This window comes from Nocardiopsis sp. L17-MgMaSL7, from assembly GCF_003182025.1.
Lineage (GTDB): Bacteria > Actinomycetota > Actinomycetes > Streptosporangiales > Streptosporangiaceae > Nocardiopsis > Nocardiopsis prasina.
The window spans coordinates 183,505-205,861 of sequence record NZ_QGTF01000008.1; the positions used below are offsets into that span (position 1 = coordinate 183,505).

Below are 22,357 nucleotides of genomic sequence, written 5' to 3' on the forward strand. Positions count from 1 at the left end.
CGCCCGGTCAGAGGGCGTGGTCGGCGAGGCGGGTGACGGCCGCGACGACCTCCGGGCCGTGGATGGTCCTCGGGTCGTTGTGGCCCGCCCCGGGCAGCACGACCTCCTCGAACAGGTCCGCGCTGGCCTCGGCCACCTCGTGGCTCTGCTCCGGGGGCACGACGCCGTCGGCGTCACCGACGACCACGGTGGTGGGCCGCTCCACCCCCGAGACCAGCTCCGTGACCGGGAACTCGTCCCGTAGCAGCGACCGGACGGGCACCACGGGGTAGTGGTGGCGGCCCATGTCGGCCAGCGAGCTGAAGGGCGAGCGCAGGAAGAGCGCCGCCGGAGGGCGCTGGTCGGCGAGGTCGGCCGCCACGGCCGCGCCCAGGCTCTCTCCGAAGTACACGGTGCGGTCCGAGTCGAAGCCGCGCTGGGAGAGGAGGTCGGCGGCGGCACGCGCGTCGGCGGCCAGGCCCTCCTCACTGGGGGAGCCCGGGTTGCCCCCGTAGCCCCGGTAGTCGAAGAGCAGCACGGAGAAGCCCTCGGCAGCCAACGCCCGTGCCAGCGGCGCGCGGGTCCGTCTGTCGCCCGCGTTGCCGTTGGTCACCAGCACGGCCGCCTCCCGGTCCCCGCCGGACGGGGGCACCAACCAGCCGCCCAGTTCGAGCCCGTCCTCGGTGTGCAGCCGGACGTCCTCGGCCCTCTCGATCACCGATCCGGCGGCCGGGGGTTCGTCGAGGGAGGGGAGATAGATCACGGATCGCTGCATCGCCCACACGAGTCCCAACAGCAACACAAGCACCAGTGCCGTCACGGCTGTCACGATCAGGACCGGTCTCACCAAGGTTCCTCCCGGGGGTCGGGTGTGCCTGTCGCGTGAACTACCCGTTCGCCGTGCCTGATACCGGGAGGTTCGCCCCGGAACCGGAACGCGCTGGTCGGCGTCTGTTCCTGTGCCTGATCATCGGACATGAGGGAGGCCGCGATGCGGCGGGTCGGACGTAGTGGGATCGTCTTCGGGACTGCCCTGGGGGTGTTGCTCCTGGTCACCGCCTGTTCCTTCGAGTTCAGCATCGGCGGGGGCGACGCGGAGGGCGCGGAGGAGGCCTCGCAGGCCCCCGCTGCCTCCGTGGACGTCGAGGAGGTCGAGAACCAGTCGAGCGCCAGGCTCTCCGAGCAGGTCGGGCAGGTGCCGGACGACTTCACGTGCCCCGGGAACCTCCCGGCCGAGGAGGGAGCGCAGATGCGCTGCGAGCTGACCGCCGGGGGGCAGAGCCTCGGCGTCACCCTCACCGTGACGTCGGTCGACGGCGGTCAGGTCGACTGGGACATCGTGGTCGACGGATAGTCCGCCGTCCCCGACACGGGCGGGCCGCCCGAGACGCCCCGAGGGCGTACCGGGCGGCCTCCGGCTCAGTTGCTCGCGAGGTCGCGGCCGCGAAAGCCCAGCAGTGCCACCGACCCGGCGAGCAGCACCGCGCCGAGGTACAGCAGGAACCTCGCGGAGTCGAACTCGTCCACGGGCGGGCGCGGCAGGATCTCGAAGGCGCTCAGGTCCATCACCCGCTCCGAGAAGTGGAAGAGCCCGCCCAGCATCGTCGCGACCAAGCTGTAGGCCAACCACAGCCAGAGCAGGGGCAGCAGCCGGGGCGCCGTCCCGAACAACAGCGCGGCGAGGGCGCCGAAGGTCAGGGCCGCCGGGAGTTGGGAGAGCACGGCCACGACCGTCCGCCAGGTCCAGTCGGCCTCGCCCAGAGCGACCGAGGCACCCAGCCCCAGCCCCAGGCCACCGGCGACGGTGATCAGCACCGAGGCCAGGGCGGCGACCACCAGGGCGGCGCCGAGCCACTGCGCCCGCCCCACCGCTGTGGACAGCACCAGTTCCGCGCGTCCGGCGCCCTCCTCGGTGTGTGCCCGCAGCACGGAGAGCGCCCCGTAGGCGGAGGCGGCCATGACCGCGTAGACCCCGATCATGGCCAGGAACCCGTTGACCACGTCGTCACCGGCGGCGCCCAGGAGCACCGCCAGGTCCGGGTTGCCGTCCAGCATCTCCCGGACCTGGGAGGCCAGGGTGCCGAAGGCGTAGGCGAAGGCGAACACGGCCGCCGTCCAGGCCAGGATCGCCCCGCGCTGCTGGTGCAGGTGCAGGGTGAGGGTCCCCGACAGCAGCCGACCGGCCTCCGGCCTGCCGGGGCGGGAGGACACGAGCCCCGCGCCCACGTCGCGCCGGCCCGCCAGGACGTGGGAGACGGCCAGCAGCACCAGGACGACCACTCCGTACAGGGCCAGCGGTTCCCAGCGCAGGTCGACGAAGGGACGCGTCTGTTGCACCCACGCGAACGGTGAGAACCAGGACACCGGGGTGCCGCCCCGCTCCTCGATGTCGCCCACCACCCGCACCATGTAGAGCACGCCCACGGCCAGGAAGGCGAGCCCCGAGGCGGAGCGCGCGTGCTCCGACACCTGGGCGCAGACCGAGGCGATCGCCCCGAAGGTGATCCCGGCCAGCGCGAGCCCCAGCCCGTAGGCCGCCGAGTCGGCGGCGGAGAGGCCGTAGCCGGTCATCGAGGCGGTGACCAGACCACCGATCACCAGGTTGACCAGGGAGAGGGTGAGCAGGGCTGCGGTGGTCTGGGCGGCGGAGCCGACGACCCCGGCACGCAGGAGTTCGGTCCGGCCGCTCTCCTCCTCGGCCCGGGTGTGCCGGACCACGTGCAGAACGCTCATGACGGCGAGGGCCAGGAGCAGGCTCATGGTCAGCTCGTTGACCAGCATCCGGCTGAGCGTGTAGTCGTCAACGCCGTAGCCGGGCCCGCCGAAGACGACGCCGGTGGGAGTCTCGATCAGCTGGGCGCGGGCCTGGCGCTCCTCCCGGTTGGTGAAGGTGCCGTCGAGCGCGGGGATGCTGGCGGCGGTCGTCCCGGCCAGCGCCACGGTCCACACGGCGAGTCGGACGCGGTCGCGGCGCAGCGCGAACCGGGTCAGGGTCCAGGTTCCGGTGAGGGCGCTCACGCCGGGTCACCCGCGCCGCTGGGGGTGTCGAGGTCGTCGCCGTAGTGGCGCAGGAACAGTTCCTCAAGGGACGGCGGGTTGCTGACGAGCGAGCGCACGCCCAGGTCGGTGACCCGCCTGAGCACGTCCCCCATGTGCTCGTGGTCGACGGTGAGGGACACTGTTCGGCCCCTGACCGCCAGGTCGTGCACACCGGACAGAGCGGAGAGTGCCGACGGGTCGTCCTCGACTTCGGCTCGGACCGTGGAGCGGGTCAGGTGGCGAAGCCGGGTCAGGGAACCGGACTCCACGGTCCGGCCCCGGCGGATGATCGTCACGGTGTCGCAGAGCTTCTCGACCTCGGACAGGATGTGGCTGGAGAGCAGGACGGTGCGTCCCTCCTCCTTGACCTCCCGCACGCAGTTGGTGAACACCGTCTCCATGAGCGGGTCCAGCCCCGAGGTGGGCTCGTCGAGGACGAGGAGTTCGGCGGTGGAGGCCAGCGCCGCCACCAGGGCCACCTTCTGCCGGTTGCCCTTGGAGTAGGTGCGGGCCTTCTTGGTGGGGTCGAGCTCGAAGCGCTCCAGGAAGGCCTGCTTGCGGCGGGTGTCGAGACCGCCGCGCAGCCGCCCCAGCAGGTCGATGGCCTCACCGCCGGTGAGGTTGGGCCAGAGCGAGACGTCGCCGGGCACGTAGGCCAGGCGGCGGTGCAGGCTCACCGCCTCCTTCCACGGGTCGCCGCCGAGCATGCGAACCGAGCCGGAGTCGGCTCTGAGCAGGCCGAGCAGGACCCGGATGGTGGTGGACTTACCGGCGCCGTTGGGGCCGAGAAAGCCCACCACCTGGCCGGTCTCCACGGTGAGGTCGAGCTTGTCCAGGGCCCTGAACCGGCCGAAGGACTTGTCGAGGCCACGGACCTCGACGGCGTTCGCTGGTGACATGGGCTGCTCCTCGTGGTGCGGGGTTCAGGTGTCGTCGTTGCCGTCGCCGCCGGTGTCCGGGGCGGTCGTGGGAGGGGTTTCGGTGCTGGCCGAGAGGTAGGCGTCCAGCAGGGAGGTGTCGGCCAGCACCGGTTCGGTGTAGGCCTCCAGGACGGCGAGCATGTGCTCCGCCATCCAGGTGTGGAAGACCTGCCGGTAGTCGACGTCCGGCCCGGGGTGGCGCAGGCGCACGTGGAGCAGGAGCGAGCCGAGCGCCGAAGAGACCGCCCAGCGGGCCCGGCCCGCCGGGTCCCGGCTCGGGCGGACGGCGCCCGCCTCCTCCGCGACGGCGATGTAGCGCTCGGCGTCCTCGACCATGAGGTCGTACATCGAGACCGCGAGGGGGCCACCCGCCTGGAGGGCGTGCAGGACGTACCCCAGGACCGGCGCGTACTGGTCGGTCTCGGCCAGCTGTTGCAGGAAGGTCTGCCGCGCGGGCTCGGCGAACGCCTCCCCCTTGAGTTCGTTGATGACGCCCCGCACGTGGTCGTCGCAGGCCTGGCGGAGCCGGGCCTTGCTGCCGAAGTGGTGGATGACCAGACCGGGGGAGACCCCCGCGTGGTCGGCGATGGTGCGTACCGAGACGCCGAAGCCGTACTGGCCGAAGCACGCGACGGCCGCGTCGCGTACCCGGGCTCGTGCGGTCAGGTCTTCCGAAGGGACTGAACTCATGTTCAATAGATTAAACACGTGTTTAGTCGCTGTGCAAGGGGGTGTGCGTGATCCGGGCGTACACTCGGGGCACGTCCGGGGCCGCCAGCCGGTCCGGTTCCCAGGTCACGAGGGGGAAGTTCGATGGTGCAGGTCGCGGTCGCCCAGTTCGCGCCGGGGCAGGACAAGGCGGAGAACCAGCGCTCGGTCGCGGAGCTCACCGCGCGGGCCGCTGGACGGGGAGCGCGGGTCGTCCTGTTCCCCGAGTACACGATGTTCACCGCGCCACGCACCGACCACCGCTTCGTGGAGGCCGCCGAACCCCTGGACGGCCCCTTCCTGTCCGACGCCGCGGACACCGCCCGACGCGAGGGCGTGTACCTGGTGCTGGGCGTGAACGAGGCCGGGGAGCCGGGCTCCACCCACTTCACGAACACGCTGGTCGCGCTCTCACCGGAGGGGAAGCGGGTCGCGCTCTACCGCAAGATCCACCTCTACGACTCCTTCGGGGCGCGGGAGTCGGACGTGGTCGCCCCCGGGCCGATCGACACCCCGGAGACCTTCACCGTGGACGACGTGGTCTTCGGCCTCCAGACCTGCTACGACCTGCGCTTCCCCGAGGTGACCCGGCGGATCGCCGACGTCGGTGCGCACGTGGTGCTGCTGGCTGCGCAGTGGGTGCCGGGGCCCCTCAAGGAGGACCACTGGCGCACGCTGGCCCGGGCGCGCGCCATCGAGAACACGGTGTACGTGGTCGCCTCCGGGCAGGCCGCGCCCACCGGTGCGGGCGGCAGCACGGTGGTCGACCCGATGGGGACCGCGCTGGCGTCCCTGGGAGAGCAGACCTTCGAGGTGGCCTCGGCGGAGGTTTCGGCTGAGCGTGTGGAGGCGGTGCGTGTCACGAACCCGGCGCTGTCCCTGCGCCGATTCTCGGTGATTCCGCACGCCCGGGGCTGAGTCCCAGCTCTGTACGGGCCGGGACATATCCGGCTCATCGTAGAAAAGACCATCAATGAACTGGGGTCTTCCCAGGGTTCGTCACTTAGGGTTATGATCTCCCTGCACGGAGTGATTTAGATCGGTCCGGACCCTTCCAGGCGCCGATAGCTTCTGATTCAATTAAGAGCCGGTAACTATCGGCCCGCCAGACTGTCCTAAACCACGGGGGGAGCAAGGACATTGCGCGGAACGAGCACGATGTGCGAACGGGACACGAGGCCTGACGCCGCATCCGAGATCCACGTCTACGACCCGAGTTGGCTCAGCGGGGCGCAGTGCATGGGGGATGCCTGCGTCGTCTGCCACGTCAAGTGGCCCCGGCCCCGCCGGGTCCTGGGCGAACTGCCGGACGGCAGCCAGGTGTACGGATGTGACGAGTGCGCGGGGATGATCGGCCACCAGCCGGTCGCCGCCAGCGGGTCACTGATCGCGGCACGCTAGGTGGTGACGGCGGTGGAGACGGTCGCGCTCCGGGTCCAGGGGGAGTCTTGAGGACCCGGAGCGCTTCCGTTGACGCACCCGCTTCCATGGGGAGGAGGGGAATTGAGCACGTCCATCCAGGATGGTCTCTCGTGGCACGCGCTGTCCGCGGCCCGCGCCCCGCGAGGGGCGCCGGTGAACCACGATACTCCGTGTGGCCCGCCGTCGACGGTCAGTGAGAGACATCCGTCGTTATTTCGAGGGGACCGGGGTTACCCGTTGATGGGAAACCCCAGGTCGACGCCGCCCTGGGGGCGCTGCCCCGGGTCGGTCCACCGGGCCGTGACCGCCTTGGTGCGGGTGTAGAAGTGGACGCCCTCGGTGCCGTGCGCGTGCGAGTCACCGAACAGCGACTGCTTCCAGCCGCCGAAGGAGTAGTACGCCATCGGCACCGGGATGGGTACGTTGATCCCCACCATCCCCACCTCGATCTCGTTCTGGAAGCGCCGGGCGGCACCGCCGTCGTTGGTGAAGATCGCGGTCCCGTTGCCGTAGGGGTTCTCGTTGACCAGCCGGACCGCCTCGTCGTAGTCGCCCACGCGGACCACGCTCAGTACGGGGCCGAAGATCTCCTCGCGGTAGCAGGACATCCCGGGGTCGACGTGGTCCAGGACCGAGGGCCCCAGCCAGAAGCCGTCCGCCGCACCGCCCAGCACCGGGTGGACCCGGCCGTCGATGGCCAGGGTGGCCCCCTCGCGCACCCCGGACTCCAGGTAGGAGGCCACCTTGTCGCGGTGCTCCCGGGTGACCAGCGGACCCATCTCGCTGCGGTCGTCGTCGCCGGGGCCGACCCTCAGCCGTGAGACCCGCTCACGGATACGCTCCAGCAGGTCATCGGCGACCGAGTCCACCACGGCCACCGCCGAGATGGCCATGCATCGCTCGCCCGCCGAACCGAACCCGGCCGAGACCGCCGAGTCCGCGGCCAGGTCGAGGTCCGCGTCGGGCAGCACCACCATGTGGTTCTTGGCGCCGCCGAGGGCCTGGACACGCTTGCCGTGCTCTGCGGCGTTGCGGTAGACGTACTTGGCGATCGGTGTGGAACCGACGAAACTGACCGCCGCCACGTCCGGGTGCTCCAGGATCGCGTCGACCGCGACCTTGTCCCCGTGCACGACGTTGAAGACACCCTCGGGCAGCCCCGCCTCGGCCCACAGTTCCGCCAGGACCAAGGACGCGGACGGGTCCTTCTCGCTGGGCTTGAGCACGAACGTGTTGCCGCAGGCGATCGCCACCGGGAACATCCACATCGGGACCATCGCCGGGAAGTTGAACGGCGTGATCCCGCTGACCACCCCCAGCGGCTGGAGGATCGAGTAGGCGTCCACCCCGGTGGACACGTTCTCGGAGTACCCGCCCTTGAGCAGGTGGGGGATGCCGCAGGCGAAGTCCACGACCTCCAGGCCCCGCGCCACCTCGCCCTGGGCGTCGGAGAAGACCTTGCCGTGCTCGGAGCTGACGACCGCGGCCAGCCGGTCGCTGTTGGCGCGCAGCAGTTCCCGGAAGCGGAACAGGACCTGGACCCGCTTGGAGAGCGAGGTGTCCCGCCAGCCCGGGAAGGCCGCCCTGGCCGCCGCCACGGCCGCGTCGACCTCCTCCGTCCCGGCCAGGGCCACCGTCCCGGTGACCGCGCCGGACGCCGGGTTGTAGATGTCACCGGTCCGCTCGGCGGGCCCCTCGTGGGCGCCGCCGCCGATCCAGTGGGTGACGTGCTTGCTCATGCTTCCTCTTCCTGGTGGCGGGGGCTTCAGGCGTGGTCGGCGACGGCGCGGACGGCGTCCAGCAGGATGTCGCGGCCCTCCGCCGCCTCCTCGGTCGTCAGGTTCAGTGGCGGGGCCATGCGCAGCACGTTGCCGTGGACGCCCCCCTTGCCCACCAGCAGACCGCGCTCGCGGGTGGCCTCCAGCACCTTCCCGGCCAGGGGTGAGGAGGGTGCGCCGGTGGCGGGGTCGACCATCTCGATGGCGAACATCAGGCCCTTGCCGCGCACGTCCCTCACGCAGTCCAGCTCGCGCAGCGCCCGCAGACCCTCGACCACGGTGGTGCCCTGGCGGAGCGCGTTGCCCTGGAGGTCGTGTTCCAGCACGTAGTCGAGGGTGGCCCCGGCCGCGGCCATGGACACCGGGTTGCCGCCGAAGGTGGCCACGCCCAGGGCCGTCAGGCTGTCCATGAGGTCGCCGCGCGCCACCACACCGCCCACCGCGAAGCCGTTGCCCAGCCCCTTGGCGAAGGTCATGGCGTCCGGGGTGACCCCGTGGTTGCCGATCCCGAAGAAGCTGGTCCCGGTCCGGCCCCACCCGGTCTGCACCTCGTCGGAGACGAACAGGATGCCGTGCTCGTCGAGGACCTCCTTGTAGGCGGCGTACAGACCGTCCGGGGGCATCGCGAACCCGCCCACGCCCTGGACCGGCTCCGCGATCAGACAGGCCACGTTGGGCGCCGCGGTGTCCAGGACCTCGCGCAGGTCGGCGACGCAGACGTCGATGTACTCCTGCTCCGTGAGGTTCCGGAACGCGGGGGAGGAGTGGTCCGTGCCGTGCAGGTAGTGGACGTTGAGGGGGGAGAGCGAGGAGTTCTTCCAGGCACGGTTGCCGGTGACCGCGACGGTCCCGAAGGACCGCCCGTGGTAGCTGCCGCGCAGGGCGAGGACCTCGTCGCTGCCGCGCGCGTGCGTGGCCAGCAGCAGTGCGGTCTCGTTGGCCTCGGTGCCGGAGTTGGTGAAGAAGACCTTGGCGTCGGGGATGCCGGACAGCCGGGCGATCCTCTCCGCCAGCTCGACCTGTGCGCGGATGAGGTAGAGGGTGGAGGTGTGGACGACGCCCTTGGCGAGCTGGCGTTCCACCGCCTCGCGGACCTCGGCGACGTCGTAGCCGAGCATGTTGGTCACGATGCCGGTGAAGAAGTCCAGGTAGGTGCGGCCTTCGGCGTCCGTGACCCGGGCGCCCTTTCCGCTCACGATCTCCAGCGGGGACTCGTAGTACAGGGGCAACCAGGAGGGCATGACCGCGCGGTGGCGCGCAAGGAGTTCCGACATGCCCCCAGTGTCCCCAGGGTCCGGGGGCTTGGCCAGGATCACCATGTTGACAACATGCTGGTCGGACTTACAACGTGTAAAGCATACGTCGGGCGGCCTCGGCGGAGCTCACGAGTCGGAGCCACCAGCACGATGTAAGTACTACGCCCTCGAATCTGACAGAGCGTCCTAGACTGTCGCCTGTGCTTCCCACCCTTGCCGAGGTCCTCCAGCTTCCCGCCCTCCAGAAGGCCAGGCCCCGAGTGGTGGCCGGTTCCGAGTACCTGGACGTGGCCGTGCGCTGGGTCCACATCGCGGAGGTCACCGACCTCGCCCACCTGCTGCGCGGTGGTGAGCTGGTGCTCAGCACCGGGATCGCCATGCCCGACGACCCCGACGCCCTGCGGCGCTACATCGAGGACATCGCCGACGCCGGTGTCAGCGGGATCGCCGTCGAACTCGGTCGCAAGTACCACGCCGAACTCCCGAAGGCGTTCCTCGACGCCGCCCGCGACGCCCGCATAGCGGTCATCCTCCTCGACCGCGAGGCCCGCTTCGTCGAGATCACCGAGGCCGTGCACATCCGGGTGGTCAACGAGCAGCTGGAGGAGCTGCGCGAGTCCGAGAAGCTCCACTCGGTCTTCACCCAGCTGTCCGTGGAGGGCGCCGACGTCGGGCAGATCCTGCACGAGGTGGCCCAGCTCTCCGGCTGCCCGGTGGTCCTGGAGAACCTCACCCACCAGGTCCTGGCCTGCGACCTCAACGGAGAGGACCCCGGAACCCTGCTGACCGCCTGGGAGAGCCGGTCACGCGCGATCCGCACCGGAACCCGGACCGTCCACGCGCCCTCCTCGGGCTGGCTGGTCACGACGGTCGGCGCCCGGGGGCAGGACTGGGGGCGGCTGATCCTCATCACCGGGGCTACCCCCACCGCCCGGCAGACCATGCTCATCGAACGCGCCGCCACCACCCTGGCGTTGGGACGGCTGCTGGAGCGCCACCAGGAGAGCCTGGAGCGCCAGACCCACCGCACGATCATCGCGGGCATCATCGACCGCGCCTACTCCGATCCGGAGGAGGCCCTGGTCCGGGCCCGCGCCGTGGGGGTGCCCCTGCACAACCGCGAGATGGTCGGCCTGGTCCTGCGGCTGCGCGAGAGCGGGACCGGTCTGGCCGCGCAGGCCCGTCTGTCCGACACCGCCGAGGGGGCCGCCCGCGCCTGCCGCGAACTCCGCCTGCCCGCGCTGGTGGGCTCCCTCGACGACCTGCGCGTGGGCATCCTGCTCGCCCTGCCGGACCGCAGACGCCTGGACGCCACGCTGCACCTGCTCGCGGACCGGGTGCGCGGCGCCGTGGGGGACGCGGCGGTGCTCGCGGTGGGGTCGGCCGCCGACGACGTCCGTGAGGTGCGCCGCTCCTTCCTGGAGGCCCGCCAGGTGGGCGACGTGGCGATCAAGCAGAGCGACCGGCGCCCCTTCTACCGCCTGCCCGACCTCCACCTGCGCGGGCTGCTGCACCTGTTCCGCGACGACGAGCGCCTCCAGACCTACGTGGAGCGCGAGTTGGGGCCGCTCCTGGACCACGACGCCCGGCACGGCGGTGACCTCGCCGACATGCTTCGCCACTATCTGGGGGCGGGGCGCAACAAGGCGCTGGCCGCGAGCCGGGCGCACCTGTCCCGGCCCGCCTTCTACGAACGGCTGCGCCGGATCGCCAACGTGCTCGACGCCGACCTGGAGTCGGTGGAGACCTGCCTTTCCCTTCACGTGGCCCTGCTGTCCCTGGACTCGGTCCGGGACCAGCAGTAGGGGAGCCCTCCGTTCGGCACCTGTTCGTCACACCGGTGCAGTACGTTGGATTCCGTTGTGAATCTCCATCTTGACAAGGGATTCCTGATTGACGCGTGGAGGACCCCAGTGACCGAGCACCTTGACCCCGGACCCGCACGACGGGTCAACGGGGTGGTGTTGGACGAGACGGCCAAACGCATCATCGAGGTCCTCCAGCAGGACGGACGCCTGTCCTACGCGGCCATCGGCAAGACCGTGGGCCTGTCGGAGGCCGCCGTGCGCCAGCGCGTGCAGCGCCTACTGGAGTCCGGGGTGGTCCAGGTGGTGGGCGTCACCGACCCCATGACACTGGGTTTCGAGCGCCAGGCGATGATCGGCGTGCGCACCAGCGGCGACCTCAACGCCGCCGCCGACGCCGTCTCCGAGCTGGCGGGCGTCGAGTACGTGGTCATCACGGCGGGCTCCTTCGACCTCATGGTCGAGGTCGTCGCCGAGGACGACGCCCGCCTGCTGGACATCCTCGCCGAGATCCGCGCCGTGGAGACCGTGGAGAGCACCGAGACCTTCCTCTACCTCAAGCTGCGCAAGCAGACCTACGCCTGGGGGACCAGGTAGGAGCGGCTGTGCCTCCTGGGGCCTCCGCTTCGCTTTGGCCCGTGTTCGGCGCCTTTGCAGAGGGATTTGGGTTCAAGGCAACACAGCATCCTCGTCTACGCCTGGCTCGTTCCTCGCTGACGGCTTGACTCGTCTTGCAGAACCCTCTCCGGCGCTCTCATCTTCTTTGGGCCTCCGCTTCGCTTTGGCCCGTGTTCGGCGCCTTTGCAGAGGAACCTTCGGCGCCTGCGGTGTGATGGCTCGTTCCTCGCAATCCCACCTGCGGCACCTCCAGAACCCTCTCCGGCGTCCTCATCTTCTTGGGGCCTCCGCTTCGCTTCGGCCCGTGTTCGGTGCCTTTGCAGAGGGATTCTTCATCCTCGTCTACGCCTGGCTCGTTCCTCGCTGGCGGCTTGACTCGTCTTGCAGAACCCTCTCCGGCACCGAACGGGCACCCCCTTGTGGCTGAGGTGACTTCCTCACCCGCCCCGGCTCACAGCGGTTCCGGGACCCCGGCGACCTCCATTCCCAGCAGCTCCGCGGCCAGGGTCTTGCCGTGGGCGTCCAGGTACAGGGACGTGGTCACCGTGTCGTCGGAGGCCCGTGCGCACACGAGGATCAGGGCGTGCACGTTGTCCATGCGGTGCACAGTGACCGGCCCCCGGAAGCGCTCGCCCAATTCGGCGCGGACCCGCTCGGGCGTCAGCTCCCCAAGGAGCACCGGGTACCAGCGGGGGTCACGGGCGACGACGGAGATCGTGTTGAGGTTGCCCTTGTCCCCGGCTCTCGCGGTGGCGATCTCGTACAGCGGGACGCTCATCGCCCCTCCTCTCCGAACCAGCTGACCACCGGTTCCACGTGCTCTCGTGCGATGGTGCTCGACAGGATCCCGACGACCTCACCGCTTCGGGTCCGTACCCCGCCACCTCCGGCGGGTCCGCAGGTGTACAGGGCGGTGACCTCCTCCTCCACGGCCTGGGCGCCCGCCCGGTCCGTGCTCAGGGCCGCAACGCGCAACCGGCACTCGGAGGGCCCCGCGTCGTCATGCCCCGGCCCCGCCCCGATCAGGTCGAACCGGCTGCGGACCCGGTCTCCCAGGCGCTCGCGGACCACCTCCCCTGCCAGTCTGGCCCGTGCCACGGCGCCGGGCCCCGTGTAGGAGATCTCCCCCTCGCCCCGGTATCCGGCCCGGTAGCCCACGCTGACCTTCAGCGTCCGGGGCCGCGCGAAGCCGCGCGCCCCGTCCACGAGGACGCGGTCCCCGCCCAGCTCCCGCAGGCGCACGCCCGTCATGTCCAGGGAGACGTCCGGGGTCAGGTAGGCCCTGGGGTCGGTCACCTCGTAGGTGAGCTGCTCCGTGACCGTCATGCGGTCGACCCTGCCGCCCGTCCCCGGGAGTTTGGTGACCACCGCACGGCCGTCCCCGTCGACCTCGGCCAGGGGGAACCCCAGGTCTGCCAGGCCGGGTACGTCCTTGCGGCCCGGGTCGGCGAAGTACCCGCCGGTCAGCTGGCCGGCGCACTCCAGCAGGTGGCCCACCAGCGTGCCCGCCGCCAGCAGTCCGTCGTCGGACGGGTCCCAGCCGAGGTCGTGGACCAGTGGAGCCAGGAACAGCGAGGGGTCGGCGGCCCGCCCGGCGACGATCACGTCGGCCCCGCCGCGCAGGGCGGGCAGCAGGGCCTCAACCCCCAGGTAGGCGTTGGCGGAGACGAGTTCCCCGTGGGACTCCAGCGACTCCCCGTCCTCCCAACACGGTGCGGACGGGTCGATCCGGTCCAGGACGTCGTCGCCGGAGACGGCGGCCACGGTGGTCGGCAACCCCAGAGAGGCGGCCAGCCCCGCGGCCATCGCCCCGGCCGCCACGGGGTCGGCGGCGCCCGCGTTCGTGACCAGCCTCGTGCCCCGACGGTGCAGGGGCTCCAGGAGGAGTTCGAGGCGTCGGCGGAGCATCGGGTCGTACCCGGGCCCCGAGCCCTCGGACGCGCGTAGGGAGGCGAGTGAGACCGTTCGCTCGCCCAGGCACTCCAGGACGAGTGTGTCGAGCTCACCCCGCTCGACCAGGTCGACGGCGGGTTGGAGCCGGTCGGAGGCGAATCCCGCTCCGCAGCCGATCCGGGTGCCAGGGGTCACGTGGTGCTCCTTCGGGTTCGCGCGGACCATCGGTTCGCGGGTGTGCGGACGTTGGCGGGGTCGGTCACGCCGCCCACGGCAGGATGACGCCCATGGCGACGGCCGACCCGAAGACCACCAGGCTGACCAGCCAGGCCCAGGGGAACAGGAACCGGATGTGGGTGCCGATGGGGACCCCGGAGAGGCCGACCAGCAGGTAGAAGGAACCGGTCATCGGGCTGATCGGGAAGCCGACGGTCTCCTGGCCGGTGATCGAGGCCTGCGCGACGTCGATCGGGGCGACACCGAACTCGCCTCCCACGGCGGCCAGCACGGGCATGACGGCGAAGTAGTAGGCGTCCGGACCGAAGACGAGGCTCATGGGGACGGCCAGCACGCCGATCAGCAGGGGCAGGCCGGGGCCGAGGAAGTCGGGCATGGCCCCGGTCATCGACACCGCCATCGCCTCGATCATGCCGCTCTCCTCCATGACCCCGAGGAAGGCCCCGGCCGCCAGGAGGGTGCTGGCCATGAGGATCGCCCCGCGTGCGTGGTCGTTGATCCTCTCCGTCTGCGCCGACATCCCCGGGTAGTTCACGGCCAGCGCGATGACGAGGGCGATCATGAACACCAGTTCCGGGGACATCACCCCCGAGATGAGAGTGGCGACGGCGGCCAGGGTGAGCACGGCGTTCAGCCAGTACAGACGGGGTCGCAGAAGCTCCGGACGCTCCGACTCGTACTCGGCGGGCGCGGCCGCCCGAGGGGCGCCGTCACCGGCCGCCGGGCCACCGGACGGGCCGACCCCGGCGCCGACCGGACGCCCGGCGGCCGTCGTCCGCAACCGGTTCCGTTCGCGGACACCCAGGTAGTACGCGATGAGCAGGCACGTGACCATGCCGATGAGCTGGGCCGGGATCAGCGGAACCCACAGGTCGTTGGCCGGGATGCCGCTCGCCGTGGCCGCCCTGGCCGTGGGGCCGCCCCAGGGGAGGATGTTCATGATCCCCGCCCCGAGTCCCGTGAGCGCGGCGAGTACCACCCGGCGCATCCCCAGCGCGTCGTAGAGGGGGAGCATCGCCGGGATGGTGATGAGGAACGTGGTCGCGCCGGCGCCGTCGAGATGGGCCACCATCGCCAGGACCACCGTGGCCACGGCGATGGTCACGGGGTTGTCCCCGGCGAACCGCAGGACGCGGCGCACGATGGGGTCGAAGAGCCCGGCGTCGCGCATCACCCCGAAGTAGAGGATCGCGAAGACGAACATGGCGGTGGTGGCGGCCACCCCGGTGATGCCCGCGGACACGAAGGTACCGACCTCGCCGGGACCGAACCCCATCACGAGGGCAGCGGCGACGGGGACACCGGCCAGGGCCACGACCGCGCCCACCCGGTTGGACAACAGCAGCACGAGCACGACCGTGATCGTCGCGAATCCCATGGCGGTCAGCATCTGGAACGCTCCTCGGAAACGGGGGGTGAGAGTGACCTGCGGCACTCTCGTTCATGTTTCCGCGACGTTTCCTTGAGTGTCCAGCATTAATAAAGCAAGGAGCTATGCTCTCGGAGCATGGACCTGACGCTGAGGGAGTTGTCGGTCTTCGCGACCGTCGCCAGGCACGGAAGTTTCACTGCCGCCGCCGACACGCTGCACGTCGCGCAGTCCTCGCTGAGCCGGACCGTGATGACGATGGAGCGCAACCTGCGCGTCCGGCTGCTCGAACGCACGACCCGGAACGTGCGGTGCACGCCGGAGGGCGCCGAACTCCTCGCCGTGGCCGAGCGCCTGCTCGCCGCCCACCGTGCGGAGATGAACGGCCTCGAACGCTTCCTGCGCGGCACCCGGGGCACGGTCGTCGTGGCGACGCTGCCCTCGGTCGCGGCCGCACTGCTGCCAGCCGTGATCGCGCGGTTCCGCGCCTCCGCCCCCGCGATCGACGTCCACGTCCTGGACGGCATGGCGGGCAGCGCGATCGAGCGCCTGCGGGCGGGGGAGTGCGACATGGCGCTGGTGGCCGCCCGGGGCCCGCAGGAGGGACTGCGGGCACGGCCGCTGCTCAGGGACCGCTTCCTCGCGGTGGTGCCGTCCGGGCACCCGCTCGCGCGACGTCCGGAACTCACCTGGGCCGACCTGGCCTCGGAACCCTTCATCGTGACCGGCGGGGACTCCAGTGTCCGCCCGGTCACGGACACCGCCTTCCAGAGCGCGGGGATCCGACCGGAGCGCACCATCGAGGCGGGCAACATCTCCACCGTGGGCGGTCTGCTCTCCGCGGGCCTCGGTGTCGCCGCGCTCCCCGCGCTGTCCAGGATCCTCATGAGCTTCGCCGACCACGTGTGCCTGCCACTCGGCGCGCCCGCCGTCGAACGGAGGGTCGACGTGATCGTCCACGGGGAGCGGCGCATGGGGCGGGCGGCCGAGGCCTTCCTGGACCTGCTCCTGCGGATGCGCGCGGAGGACCACCCCCTCCCGGAGGGGGTGGCCTGGGTGGCGGACCCCGCCTGACGGCCGCGGCCGGTCCGGTGGGCGCCCGCCGAACCCGCCCTACACCCCGGCCAGGGCCTCTTCCAGGATGTCCAGGCCCTCACGGAGCAGGTCGTCGCCGATGACCAGCGGCGGCAGCATCCGGATCACGTTGCCGTAGGTGCCCGCGCTCAGCAGGATCAGGCCCCGGGAGTGGCAGTGCCGCAGTACCTGGGCCACGGCCTCGGGGTTGGGCTCCTTGCCGTCCCGGACCAGTTCGATGGCGACCATCGCCCCACGGCCGCGCACGTCGCCCACGACGTCGAAGCGGTCGGCGAAGGAACGGAGGCGGTCCAGCATGAGCGCGCCGATCTCGCGGGCCCGGCCGGTGAGGTCCTCGGTCTCGATGACCTCCAGCGAGGCCAGTGCGGCGGCGCAGGCCGCCGGGTTGCCGCCGTAGGTGCCGCCCAGTCCGCCGCCGTGCACGGCGTCCATGAGCTCGGCCCGGCCGGTCACCGCCGCCAGCGGCAGGCCGCCCGCGATGCCCTTGGCCGTGGCGATCAGGTCCGGCACGATCCCCTCGTGGTCGCAGGCGAACAGGTCGCCGGTGCGCGCGAAGCCGGTCTGCACCTCGTCGGCGACGAACACGATCCCGTTGGCGCGGCAGAACTCGACCAGCGCGGGCAGGAACCCAGGGGCGGGCTCGATGAAGCCGCCCTCGCCCTGGATGGGCTCGATGACCATCGCGGCCACGTTCTCGGCGCCGATCTGCTTGACGACCTGGTCGATCGCGGCGGCAGCCGCCTCGGGGCCGCAGTTCTCGGGGCCGGTCGGCCAGCGGTAGGCGTAGGCCATGGGCATGCGGTGGATCTCGCCCGCGAACGGACCGAAGCCCTGCTTGTAGGGCATGTTCTTCGCGGTCAGGCCCATGGTGAGGTTGGTGCGGCCGTGGTAGGCGTGGTCGAACACCACGACGGCCTGCCGCCCGGTGGCGCTGCGCGCGATCTTGACGGCGTTCTCCACCGCCTCCGCGCCCGAGTTCAGCAGGATGGACCGCTTCTCGTGGTCGCCCGGGGTGACCCGGTTGAGCGCCTCGCAGACCTCCACGTAGGCCTCGTACGGGTTGACCATGAAACAGGTGTGCGTGAAGCGGCCGAGCTGTTCGGCGGCGCGGTCGACCACCCGCGCGTCGGCGTTGCCGACGTTGGTCACCGCGATACCGGAGCCGAAGTCGATCAGCGAGTTGCCGTCCACGTCCTCGACGATGCCGCCGCCCGCGCGCTCCACGTACACCGGCAGCACGCTTCCCACGCCCTGGGCGACGGCGGCGGACCGGCGCTTCTGGATGTCGCGGGACTTGGGGCCGGGGATCTCGGTGACGATCCGGCGGGACTGGACGACCTCGGTCTGTGCCATGCGGCTGCCTCCTTGTGCGCGGGTGGTGCGACTGTGCGGACGGGCAAGACACTAGATCGCACAGAACCGGACACCCATGGACACAGTGGATAATCAGGAGGGAGTCCTGTGCCATTGCGTCAGGGATGGGACCGCTGGGACGAGAGCTGGGGGGAGTCCGGATGCCGCCGACACTGGGGGCGCTGCTGCGCACGCCGAGTCTGCGTCTGCGCCTGCTCACCGGGCAGGACCGCACGCACCGCCAGGTGGAGTGGGTCGCCGTCAGCGAGCTGGCCGACCCCACCCCCTACCTGGCCGGGGGAGAGCTGGTGCTCACCACCGGTGTGCGGTGGGTGGACCGCCTCCCCGACCTGCGCGCCTACGTGGGCCGCCTGGCCGAGCGCGACATCGCCGGGATCGGCTTCGGCGCGGCCGTCAACTTCGAGCACACCCCCGAGGAGCTCGTCGCCGCAGCCGAGGAGTTCGGAGTGGCCCTCGTGGAGGTCCACCGCCTGACCCCGTTCATGGCGGTCGGCAAGGAGGTCTCCCGGTTGCTCGCCCAGGAGGAGTACGAGGGGTTGAACCGGGCCTTCGCCGCCCAGCGCGCGCTCACCCGGGCCGCGCTCACCGGCGCGCCCGCCGTGGTGGACCGGCTCGCCCGCGAACTCGGCGGCTGGGTGCTGCTGCTCTCCCCGGACGGCGCGGTCCGGCACGCGGCCCCCGGGTCGGCCGCCGCCCGAGCCCCCGGGCTGGCCGACGAGCTCGCCCGGCTGCGCGGCGCGGGACCCCGGGCCAGTGTCTCGGTGGCCTCGGAGGGCGACCGCGTCTCCGTCCAGCCCCTGGCCACGAGCGGCCGGGCGCGGGGGTTCCTGGCGGTCGGCGGGGTCCGGGTGTCTGGGTCCGACGACCGCACCCTGGTCAACGCGGCGGTGTCCCTGCTCTCCCTCGAACTCGAACGGCCCTCGCCCGGTCCGGCCGCCGGAGTGCGCTCGGCCGTGCTCACGGCGCTGCTCGACGGTGCCCTCGACCCGGCGCACCCGGGCGCGGCCGACCTGCGGGCGGTGCTGCCCGCCGAGCCCGTGGTGGTGGCCGTCGGCGCGGCCGTTCCGGACGGGCAACGCCCCGAGGGCGTCCTGGTGGCCGGGCACGAGGGCCGCACGGTGGTGCTGGCCGCCGCGGCCACCGACGCCGCGGTGTTCGGGGAGGTGCTGGCGGGACCGGTCGGCGTGAGCGCCGCGATCGGCTACCCGGACCTGGCCGCCGCCCGTTCCCAGGCCGAACGCGCGCTGGCCGCCGCCACCGAGGAGGGGAGCGACCTCCAGCGCTACGACCAGCTCCCGGGAGGCCTCCTCGGTCTGCTGGACACCCCCGCTGGGGTCCGGCTGGCCGACGACCTGCTGTCCCCGATCGACCAGCAGAGGGCCGCGCCCGAACTGCTCGCCTCGCTGCGCGCCTACCTGGCCGCCTCGGGCCGCTGGGACACCGCGGCCGAGCGGTTGGGCGTGCACCGGCACACCCTGCGCTACCGGATGCGGCGCATCCGGGAACTGCTCCCCGGCGACCTGGACGACCCCGACCACCGCACCGAACTCTGGATCGCGTTGCGTGTGCGCGAGGGCCGTCACTGACACCGGGCGTCCGCGTCGGCCCCCGACCGCCCCGGCGCTGAGGGAAAGTGGCACCGGTTTCCGGCGTTCGCCAGGTGGGGGCGCGGAAAATGCACCACAATGGCCCCGATAGCTGGGGGTAGTCATTCGATCACTTGTGGTCGGATGGTCAGGGGGGCGTCGTGAGGTCACTACAGGACGACGAACAGATCGGCGGTCTCGGGTCCTACCCGACCACGGAGGGGCGGATCGCGGACCGCGGCCGGGCGGCGGGCGGGATCGGCGCGGCTTCCCTGCGCTGGAAGACACCGGCGGACCAGGGCGGGGTGCGCTCCTTCCTGGCCTACCTGCGGGCCTGCCTGCGTCGCGAGTCCGTCCTCACCCACGTGGTGCGCGCCGAGCGACTGAACACCGACACCTGCGCGTGCCTGCCCGCCGGTCCCGAACTGCTGTTCAGCGGGGCCAGGGACACGCTGCCCCCGCACCCCGAGAGCGGCAGGGTGACCCGCCTGGCCGTGCGGCGCGGTCAGGCGCTGCGCTACGGCTACCCCCTGGTGATCCTCGGCGAGGGCCCGGACCGCGTGGCCCTGCCCCTGCTCACCGTGGACGTCCGCGCCGTGGAGGGGCCCGGGACGGCGGGAGCGTCCGGCCTGCCGGGCACGGGACCCCTGGTGCGCGCGGTCGGCAGGCCCGACGTCAACCCCGCCCTGCTCGCCCGGCTCGGCATCACCGACCCCGAGGACCTGTTCGAGCTGCGGGCCCGGCTCCGCTCCGGGGCCCCCGACCCCACCCACCGGCCCGCCGCGGTCGCCGACCTCGCCGCCAAGGTGCGCACCCTGCTCACCCGGCTGGAGATCGAACGGGTGGATGACATCGCCCCGCTCGGCACCCGGGGCAGGCCCCATCCGCTCACCCCCGGGGCGCACAACACCGCCGTGCTCTTCCGGGCGGGCCCCTCGGGGGCGGGCGGCGGAGGCGGGAGCGAGCCGGGGGCAGCGGAGGGGGTACTCGCCGACCTCGACCCCACGGACCAGCACGGACTCGATCCCGGCGCCATCCCCGGCACCGCGTTGGAGTCCCTGCTCGGCAGCGCCGCCCACCCCGCGCCCGCGGCCGGGGGCGCCGACCGCTCCAGGGCCTGGCCCGTCCCTGATCCCCCGCGACGCGGTTCGCGCGCTCACCGTCGCGGGACAGCGGACCGCGACCACAACCCCCCGCCGGTCCCGGTCTCGGCCACCGACCTCAGCCAGGCCCAGTACGCGGTCCTGTGCGCCGCCATGCGCGATCAGCTCACCGCGGTGGTCTCCCCTCCCGGCAGCGGCGTCCACGACCTGGTCGACGCGCTGGTGCGCACCGCCGTCGCCTCCGGGCAGCGGGTCCTGGTGTGCGGCCGGACCGAGGCCGACCTCGACGCCGTCCTGGCCCGGGCGGAGAGCACCCCGGCGCATCCGGTCGTGCGCGCGGGCGGTGCCGGCGACCGCGCCGCCGAACAGTGGCAGCTCACCCGCCTGCTGGCCCAACACACGGAGTCCGCGCCGGGGACGGGTCGGCCGTCCGCAGGTGAGGACGGCCCCGGCCACCGCGACGACCTGGTCGCCGCCTGGAACCGGGTCCGCCGGGTGTGGTCGGCCATGGACACACTGGCCGCGGACGGCCACGTCCTCGCCCGCCTCGCCGAGGAGCGCGGCCGCAGCATCGCCCGAGGCTGGGCTCCCGAGACGCTCTTCACTCCCGAGCACGGCGGCCCCGAGTACTGGCTGCACCGGGCCGAACGCGCCGCCGCGGGCGGTCTGGGCGGACTCCAGCACCGGGCCGCCGTCCGCCGCGAACTGGGCGTGGCCACCGATCCCGAGGGCCTGGAGCAGCTCTGCGCCGTGGCCCGCCTGGAGAGCGAGTGGCGCGCGGCGGTGGACCGCAGGACCCGCTGCGCGCCCCTGAACGAACTCACCGAGGAATTGGCCGACGCGTGGGCCCAGCACAGCCGTGCCAGCGCCGCCTGCCTGGCCTCGGTGACCGGCCCCCGCCTCCGGCGCGGCCGCACCTCCATCGAGAACCGTGTGGAGGCGCTCAACTGGCACCACGACGGCGGCTGGCCCGGTCCGGCCAACCTCCTGGACGCCCTGCCCGTGTGGGCCTGCCGCACCGACCAGGCCCGTGCCCTGCCCTCGGAGGCCGGGATGTTCGACCTGGTGGTCGTGGTGGGAGCCGAGCGGACCCGGGTCAGCGAACTGCTCCCCGTGCTCTACCGGGCCAACCGCGCGGTGGTGGCGGGCGACCCGGCTCACGCGGGCCCGGCCAGCGTGCTGGAACCGGAGGAGGAGCGGCGGGCCCTGGCCACCGCCGGGCTGGTCGCGGGCCAGCTCGACGACCGCGCGCTGCGGCACGGATCGGGTTCCGCGCTGCGGGCGGTGCGCGCGGCCACCACCACGACGCTCTGGCTGGATGAACACGACGGAGCCCCGGAGGACCTGGCCGCGGTCGCGTCCCGGCACTGCTACGGAGGACGGCTCGTGGTGGCGGGCCCGCCCCGAGGAGCCGGGCGGCCCGCCTTCGAGTGGCGCGACGTCACGGGGGAGTGCGAGGCGGCTCCGGGGTCCTCCTACGTCAACCGGGAGGAGGCCTACCGGGTGGCCGTGGTCGTGGCCGAGCTCGACAGGGACCTGCCCGAGGGCAGCGGCCTCGCGGTGGTGGCACCCCTGCAACCGCAGGTGGCGCTGCTGCGCAGGCTGCTGCGCCAACGCCACCTGCGTCGCCGGGTCCGGGTGGGCGGACCCGACATGCTGGACTCCGACGCCGCCTCCGCCGACGTCACCGTGCTCTCCCCGATGCTCGCCGCCGGTGCTCCGGCCATCGCCGAACGGCGGGTGCGCCAGATGACCCACCTGTGGTCGTCCCTGCTCACCCGGACCCGCGAACGCCTCGTGGTGGTGGGTGACCGGGCGCACTGGTCCGGCGGAGACGGCCCCCTCGGCGACCTCCTCGGGGGCCGCTCCGGGCCGGGCGCCACCCCGGCCGGCATCGCCCTGGTGGAAGCCCTGCGCACGGCCGGAACCGACGTGGAGGCGGGACGCCGCTTCCACGGGTGGACCGCCGACCTCGTGGTCAGCTACGGCTCACGGCGCGTGGTCCTGCTGCTGGACGGGGAGCCGGACGGCCCCTCCCTGCGCCGACTGCTCACCAGGGGGGACGCGCTCAACGAGGTGACCGACGACCTCGTGGTGGTGGTCCCCGCCTGGCGCTGTCTCACCGATCCCCGGACGCTGGTGGAGGAGATCCTGTCCGCCTGCTGACGCCTCCTC

The 22,357-nt window shown here is 72.2% G+C and carries 18 protein-coding genes; 8 read left to right on the forward strand and 10 right to left on the reverse strand.

Annotation, left to right across the window (positions count from 1 at the left end; genetic code table 11):
• Nucleotides 1–7: 7 nt before the first annotated feature.
• Nucleotides 8–826: an alpha/beta hydrolase gene (locus BDW27_RS16160; RefSeq protein ID WP_199560679.1), complete on the reverse strand. Its 819-nt coding sequence runs from the start codon at nt 824–826 to the stop codon at nt 8–10.
• 144 nt (nt 827–970) lie between these two features.
• Between BDW27_RS16160 and BDW27_RS16165 the strand changes: the two genes are divergently transcribed.
• Nucleotides 971–1,333, forward strand: a complete 363-nt coding sequence (locus tag BDW27_RS16165) for a DUF4333 domain-containing protein (protein WP_233515779.1) — start codon at nt 971–973, stop codon at nt 1,331–1,333.
• Between the two features lie 65 nt (nt 1,334–1,398).
• Here BDW27_RS16165 and BDW27_RS16170 read toward each other — a convergent pair whose 3' ends face one another.
• Genes BDW27_RS16170 through BDW27_RS16180 form a run of 3 tightly spaced genes read right to left on the reverse strand, consistent with a single transcriptional unit; the run spans nt 1,399 to nt 4,628 of the window.
• Entirely contained in the window at nt 1,399–2,997 is a 1,599-nt protein-coding gene (locus BDW27_RS16170) for an ABC transporter permease (protein ID WP_110049993.1), read from the reverse strand.
• Nucleotides 2,994–3,917, reverse strand: coding sequence for an ABC transporter ATP-binding protein (locus BDW27_RS16175; protein WP_110049994.1), 924 nt, complete (start codon nt 3,915–3,917; stop codon nt 2,994–2,996). The genes BDW27_RS16170 and BDW27_RS16175 overlap by 4 nt, the downstream gene beginning before the upstream one ends.
• Before the next feature lie 24 nt (nt 3,918–3,941).
• The gene (locus BDW27_RS16180; RefSeq protein WP_017542546.1) at nt 3,942–4,628 is read right to left on the reverse strand and encodes a TetR/AcrR family transcriptional regulator; all 687 of its coding nucleotides are present in this window, start codon (nt 4,626–4,628) and stop codon (nt 3,942–3,944) included.
• 123 nt (nt 4,629–4,751) lie between these two features.
• Here BDW27_RS16180 and BDW27_RS16185 point away from each other — a divergent pair, with 123 nt between their 5' ends.
• Nucleotides 4,752–5,564 carry a carbon-nitrogen hydrolase family protein gene (locus tag BDW27_RS16185; RefSeq protein ID WP_110049996.1) on the forward strand — a complete coding sequence of 271 codons (813 nt, stop codon included), beginning with the start codon at nt 4,752–4,754 and terminating at the stop codon, nt 5,562–5,564.
• Between the two features lie 240 nt (nt 5,565–5,804).
• The gene (locus BDW27_RS16190; RefSeq protein WP_017542548.1) at nt 5,805–6,047 is read left to right on the forward strand and encodes a hypothetical protein; all 243 of its coding nucleotides are present in this window, start codon (nt 5,805–5,807) and stop codon (nt 6,045–6,047) included.
• A 251-nt stretch (nt 6,048–6,298) separates the two neighbouring features.
• Here the strand turns inward: BDW27_RS16190 and BDW27_RS16195 are convergent, their stop codons facing one another.
• Together BDW27_RS16195 and BDW27_RS16200 are read right to left on the reverse strand one after the other, a co-directional pair.
• On the reverse strand, nt 6,299–7,807 hold the full coding sequence (locus BDW27_RS16195; protein ID WP_110049998.1) for a CoA-acylating methylmalonate-semialdehyde dehydrogenase: 1,509 nt from the start codon (nt 7,805–7,807) through the stop codon (nt 6,299–6,301).
• A gap of 26 nt (nt 7,808–7,833) precedes the next feature.
• Nucleotides 7,834–9,120 (reverse strand): aspartate aminotransferase family protein, encoded by a 1,287-nt coding sequence (locus BDW27_RS16200; RefSeq protein WP_110050000.1) that lies wholly within the window; start codon nt 9,118–9,120, stop codon nt 7,834–7,836.
• 182 nt (nt 9,121–9,302) lie between these two features.
• Here BDW27_RS16200 and BDW27_RS16205 point away from each other — a divergent pair, with 182 nt between their 5' ends.
• Nucleotides 9,303–10,907: a PucR family transcriptional regulator gene (locus tag BDW27_RS16205; RefSeq protein WP_017542551.1), complete on the forward strand. Its 1,605-nt coding sequence runs from the start codon at nt 9,303–9,305 to the stop codon at nt 10,905–10,907.
• A gap of 108 nt (nt 10,908–11,015) precedes the next feature.
• Nucleotides 11,016–11,504, forward strand: coding sequence for an Lrp/AsnC family transcriptional regulator (locus BDW27_RS16210; protein ID WP_017542552.1), 489 nt, complete (start codon nt 11,016–11,018; stop codon nt 11,502–11,504).
• Between the two features lie 472 nt (nt 11,505–11,976).
• On the opposite strand, the gene BDW27_RS16215 is transcribed toward BDW27_RS16210, so the two are convergent.
• From BDW27_RS16215 to BDW27_RS16225, 3 genes are all read right to left on the reverse strand, one after another.
• On the reverse strand, nt 11,977–12,303 hold the full coding sequence (locus BDW27_RS16215; protein ID WP_110050001.1) for a hypothetical protein: 327 nt from the start codon (nt 12,301–12,303) through the stop codon (nt 11,977–11,979).
• Nucleotides 12,300–13,613: an acyclic terpene utilization AtuA family protein gene (locus BDW27_RS16220; RefSeq protein WP_233515780.1), complete on the reverse strand. Its 1,314-nt coding sequence runs from the start codon at nt 13,611–13,613 to the stop codon at nt 12,300–12,302. The genes BDW27_RS16215 and BDW27_RS16220 overlap by 4 nt, the downstream gene beginning before the upstream one ends.
• Before the next feature lie 64 nt (nt 13,614–13,677).
• On the reverse strand, nt 13,678–15,045 hold the full coding sequence (locus BDW27_RS16225; RefSeq protein WP_110050005.1) for a CitMHS family transporter: 1,368 nt from the start codon (nt 15,043–15,045) through the stop codon (nt 13,678–13,680).
• 117 nt (nt 15,046–15,162) lie between these two features.
• Here BDW27_RS16225 and BDW27_RS16230 point away from each other — a divergent pair, with 117 nt between their 5' ends.
• Complete coding sequence (locus BDW27_RS16230) at nt 15,163–16,098, forward strand: LysR family transcriptional regulator (protein ID WP_110050006.1); 936 nt, start codon at nt 15,163–15,165, stop codon at nt 16,096–16,098.
• A gap of 39 nt (nt 16,099–16,137) precedes the next feature.
• Here BDW27_RS16230 and gabT read toward each other — a convergent pair whose 3' ends face one another.
• Entirely contained in the window at nt 16,138–17,472 is a 1,335-nt protein-coding gene (gene gabT / locus BDW27_RS16235; protein ID WP_110050008.1) for a 4-aminobutyrate--2-oxoglutarate transaminase, read from the reverse strand.
• 161 nt (nt 17,473–17,633) lie between these two features.
• Here gabT and BDW27_RS16240 point away from each other — a divergent pair, with 161 nt between their 5' ends.
• Together BDW27_RS16240 and BDW27_RS16245 are read left to right on the forward strand one after the other, a co-directional pair.
• A complete protein-coding gene (locus tag BDW27_RS16240) occupies nt 17,634–19,079 on the forward strand; it encodes a PucR family transcriptional regulator (RefSeq protein ID WP_110050165.1) in 1,446 nt (481 codons plus the stop codon).
• A gap of 161 nt (nt 19,080–19,240) precedes the next feature.
• The gene (locus tag BDW27_RS16245) at nt 19,241–22,348 is read left to right on the forward strand and encodes an ATP-binding protein (protein ID WP_110050010.1); all 3,108 of its coding nucleotides are present in this window, start codon (nt 19,241–19,243) and stop codon (nt 22,346–22,348) included.
• Nucleotides 22,349–22,357: the final 9 nt, after the last annotated feature.

Coding starts and splice junctions, on each gene's coding strand:
- BDW27_RS16165 (WP_233515779.1), top strand. CDS start 971: ATGCGGCGGGTCGGACGTAGTGGGATCGTCTTCGGGACTGCCCTGGGG.
- BDW27_RS16175 (WP_110049994.1), bottom strand. CDS start 3,917: ATGTCACCAGCGAACGCCGTCGAGGTCCGTGGCCTCGACAAGTCCTTC.
- BDW27_RS16180 (WP_017542546.1), bottom strand. CDS start 4,628: ATGAGTTCAGTCCCTTCGGAAGACCTGACCGCACGAGCCCGGGTACGC.
- BDW27_RS16185 (WP_110049996.1), top strand. CDS start 4,752: ATGGTGCAGGTCGCGGTCGCCCAGTTCGCGCCGGGGCAGGACAAGGCG.
- BDW27_RS16190 (WP_017542548.1), top strand. CDS start 5,805: ATGTGCGAACGGGACACGAGGCCTGACGCCGCATCCGAGATCCACGTC.
- BDW27_RS16195 (WP_110049998.1), bottom strand. CDS start 7,807: ATGAGCAAGCACGTCACCCACTGGATCGGCGGCGGCGCCCACGAGGGG.
- BDW27_RS16200 (WP_110050000.1), bottom strand. CDS start 9,120: ATGTCGGAACTCCTTGCGCGCCACCGCGCGGTCATGCCCTCCTGGTTG.
- BDW27_RS16215 (WP_110050001.1), bottom strand. CDS start 12,303: ATGAGCGTCCCGCTGTACGAGATCGCCACCGCGAGAGCCGGGGACAAG.
- BDW27_RS16225 (WP_110050005.1), bottom strand. CDS start 15,045: ATGCTGACCGCCATGGGATTCGCGACGATCACGGTCGTGCTCGTGCTG.
- BDW27_RS16230 (WP_110050006.1), top strand. CDS start 15,163: ATGGACCTGACGCTGAGGGAGTTGTCGGTCTTCGCGACCGTCGCCAGG.
- gabT (WP_110050008.1), bottom strand. CDS start 17,472: ATGGCACAGACCGAGGTCGTCCAGTCCCGCCGGATCGTCACCGAGATC.
- BDW27_RS16240 (WP_110050165.1), top strand. CDS start 17,634: ATGCCGCCGACACTGGGGGCGCTGCTGCGCACGCCGAGTCTGCGTCTG.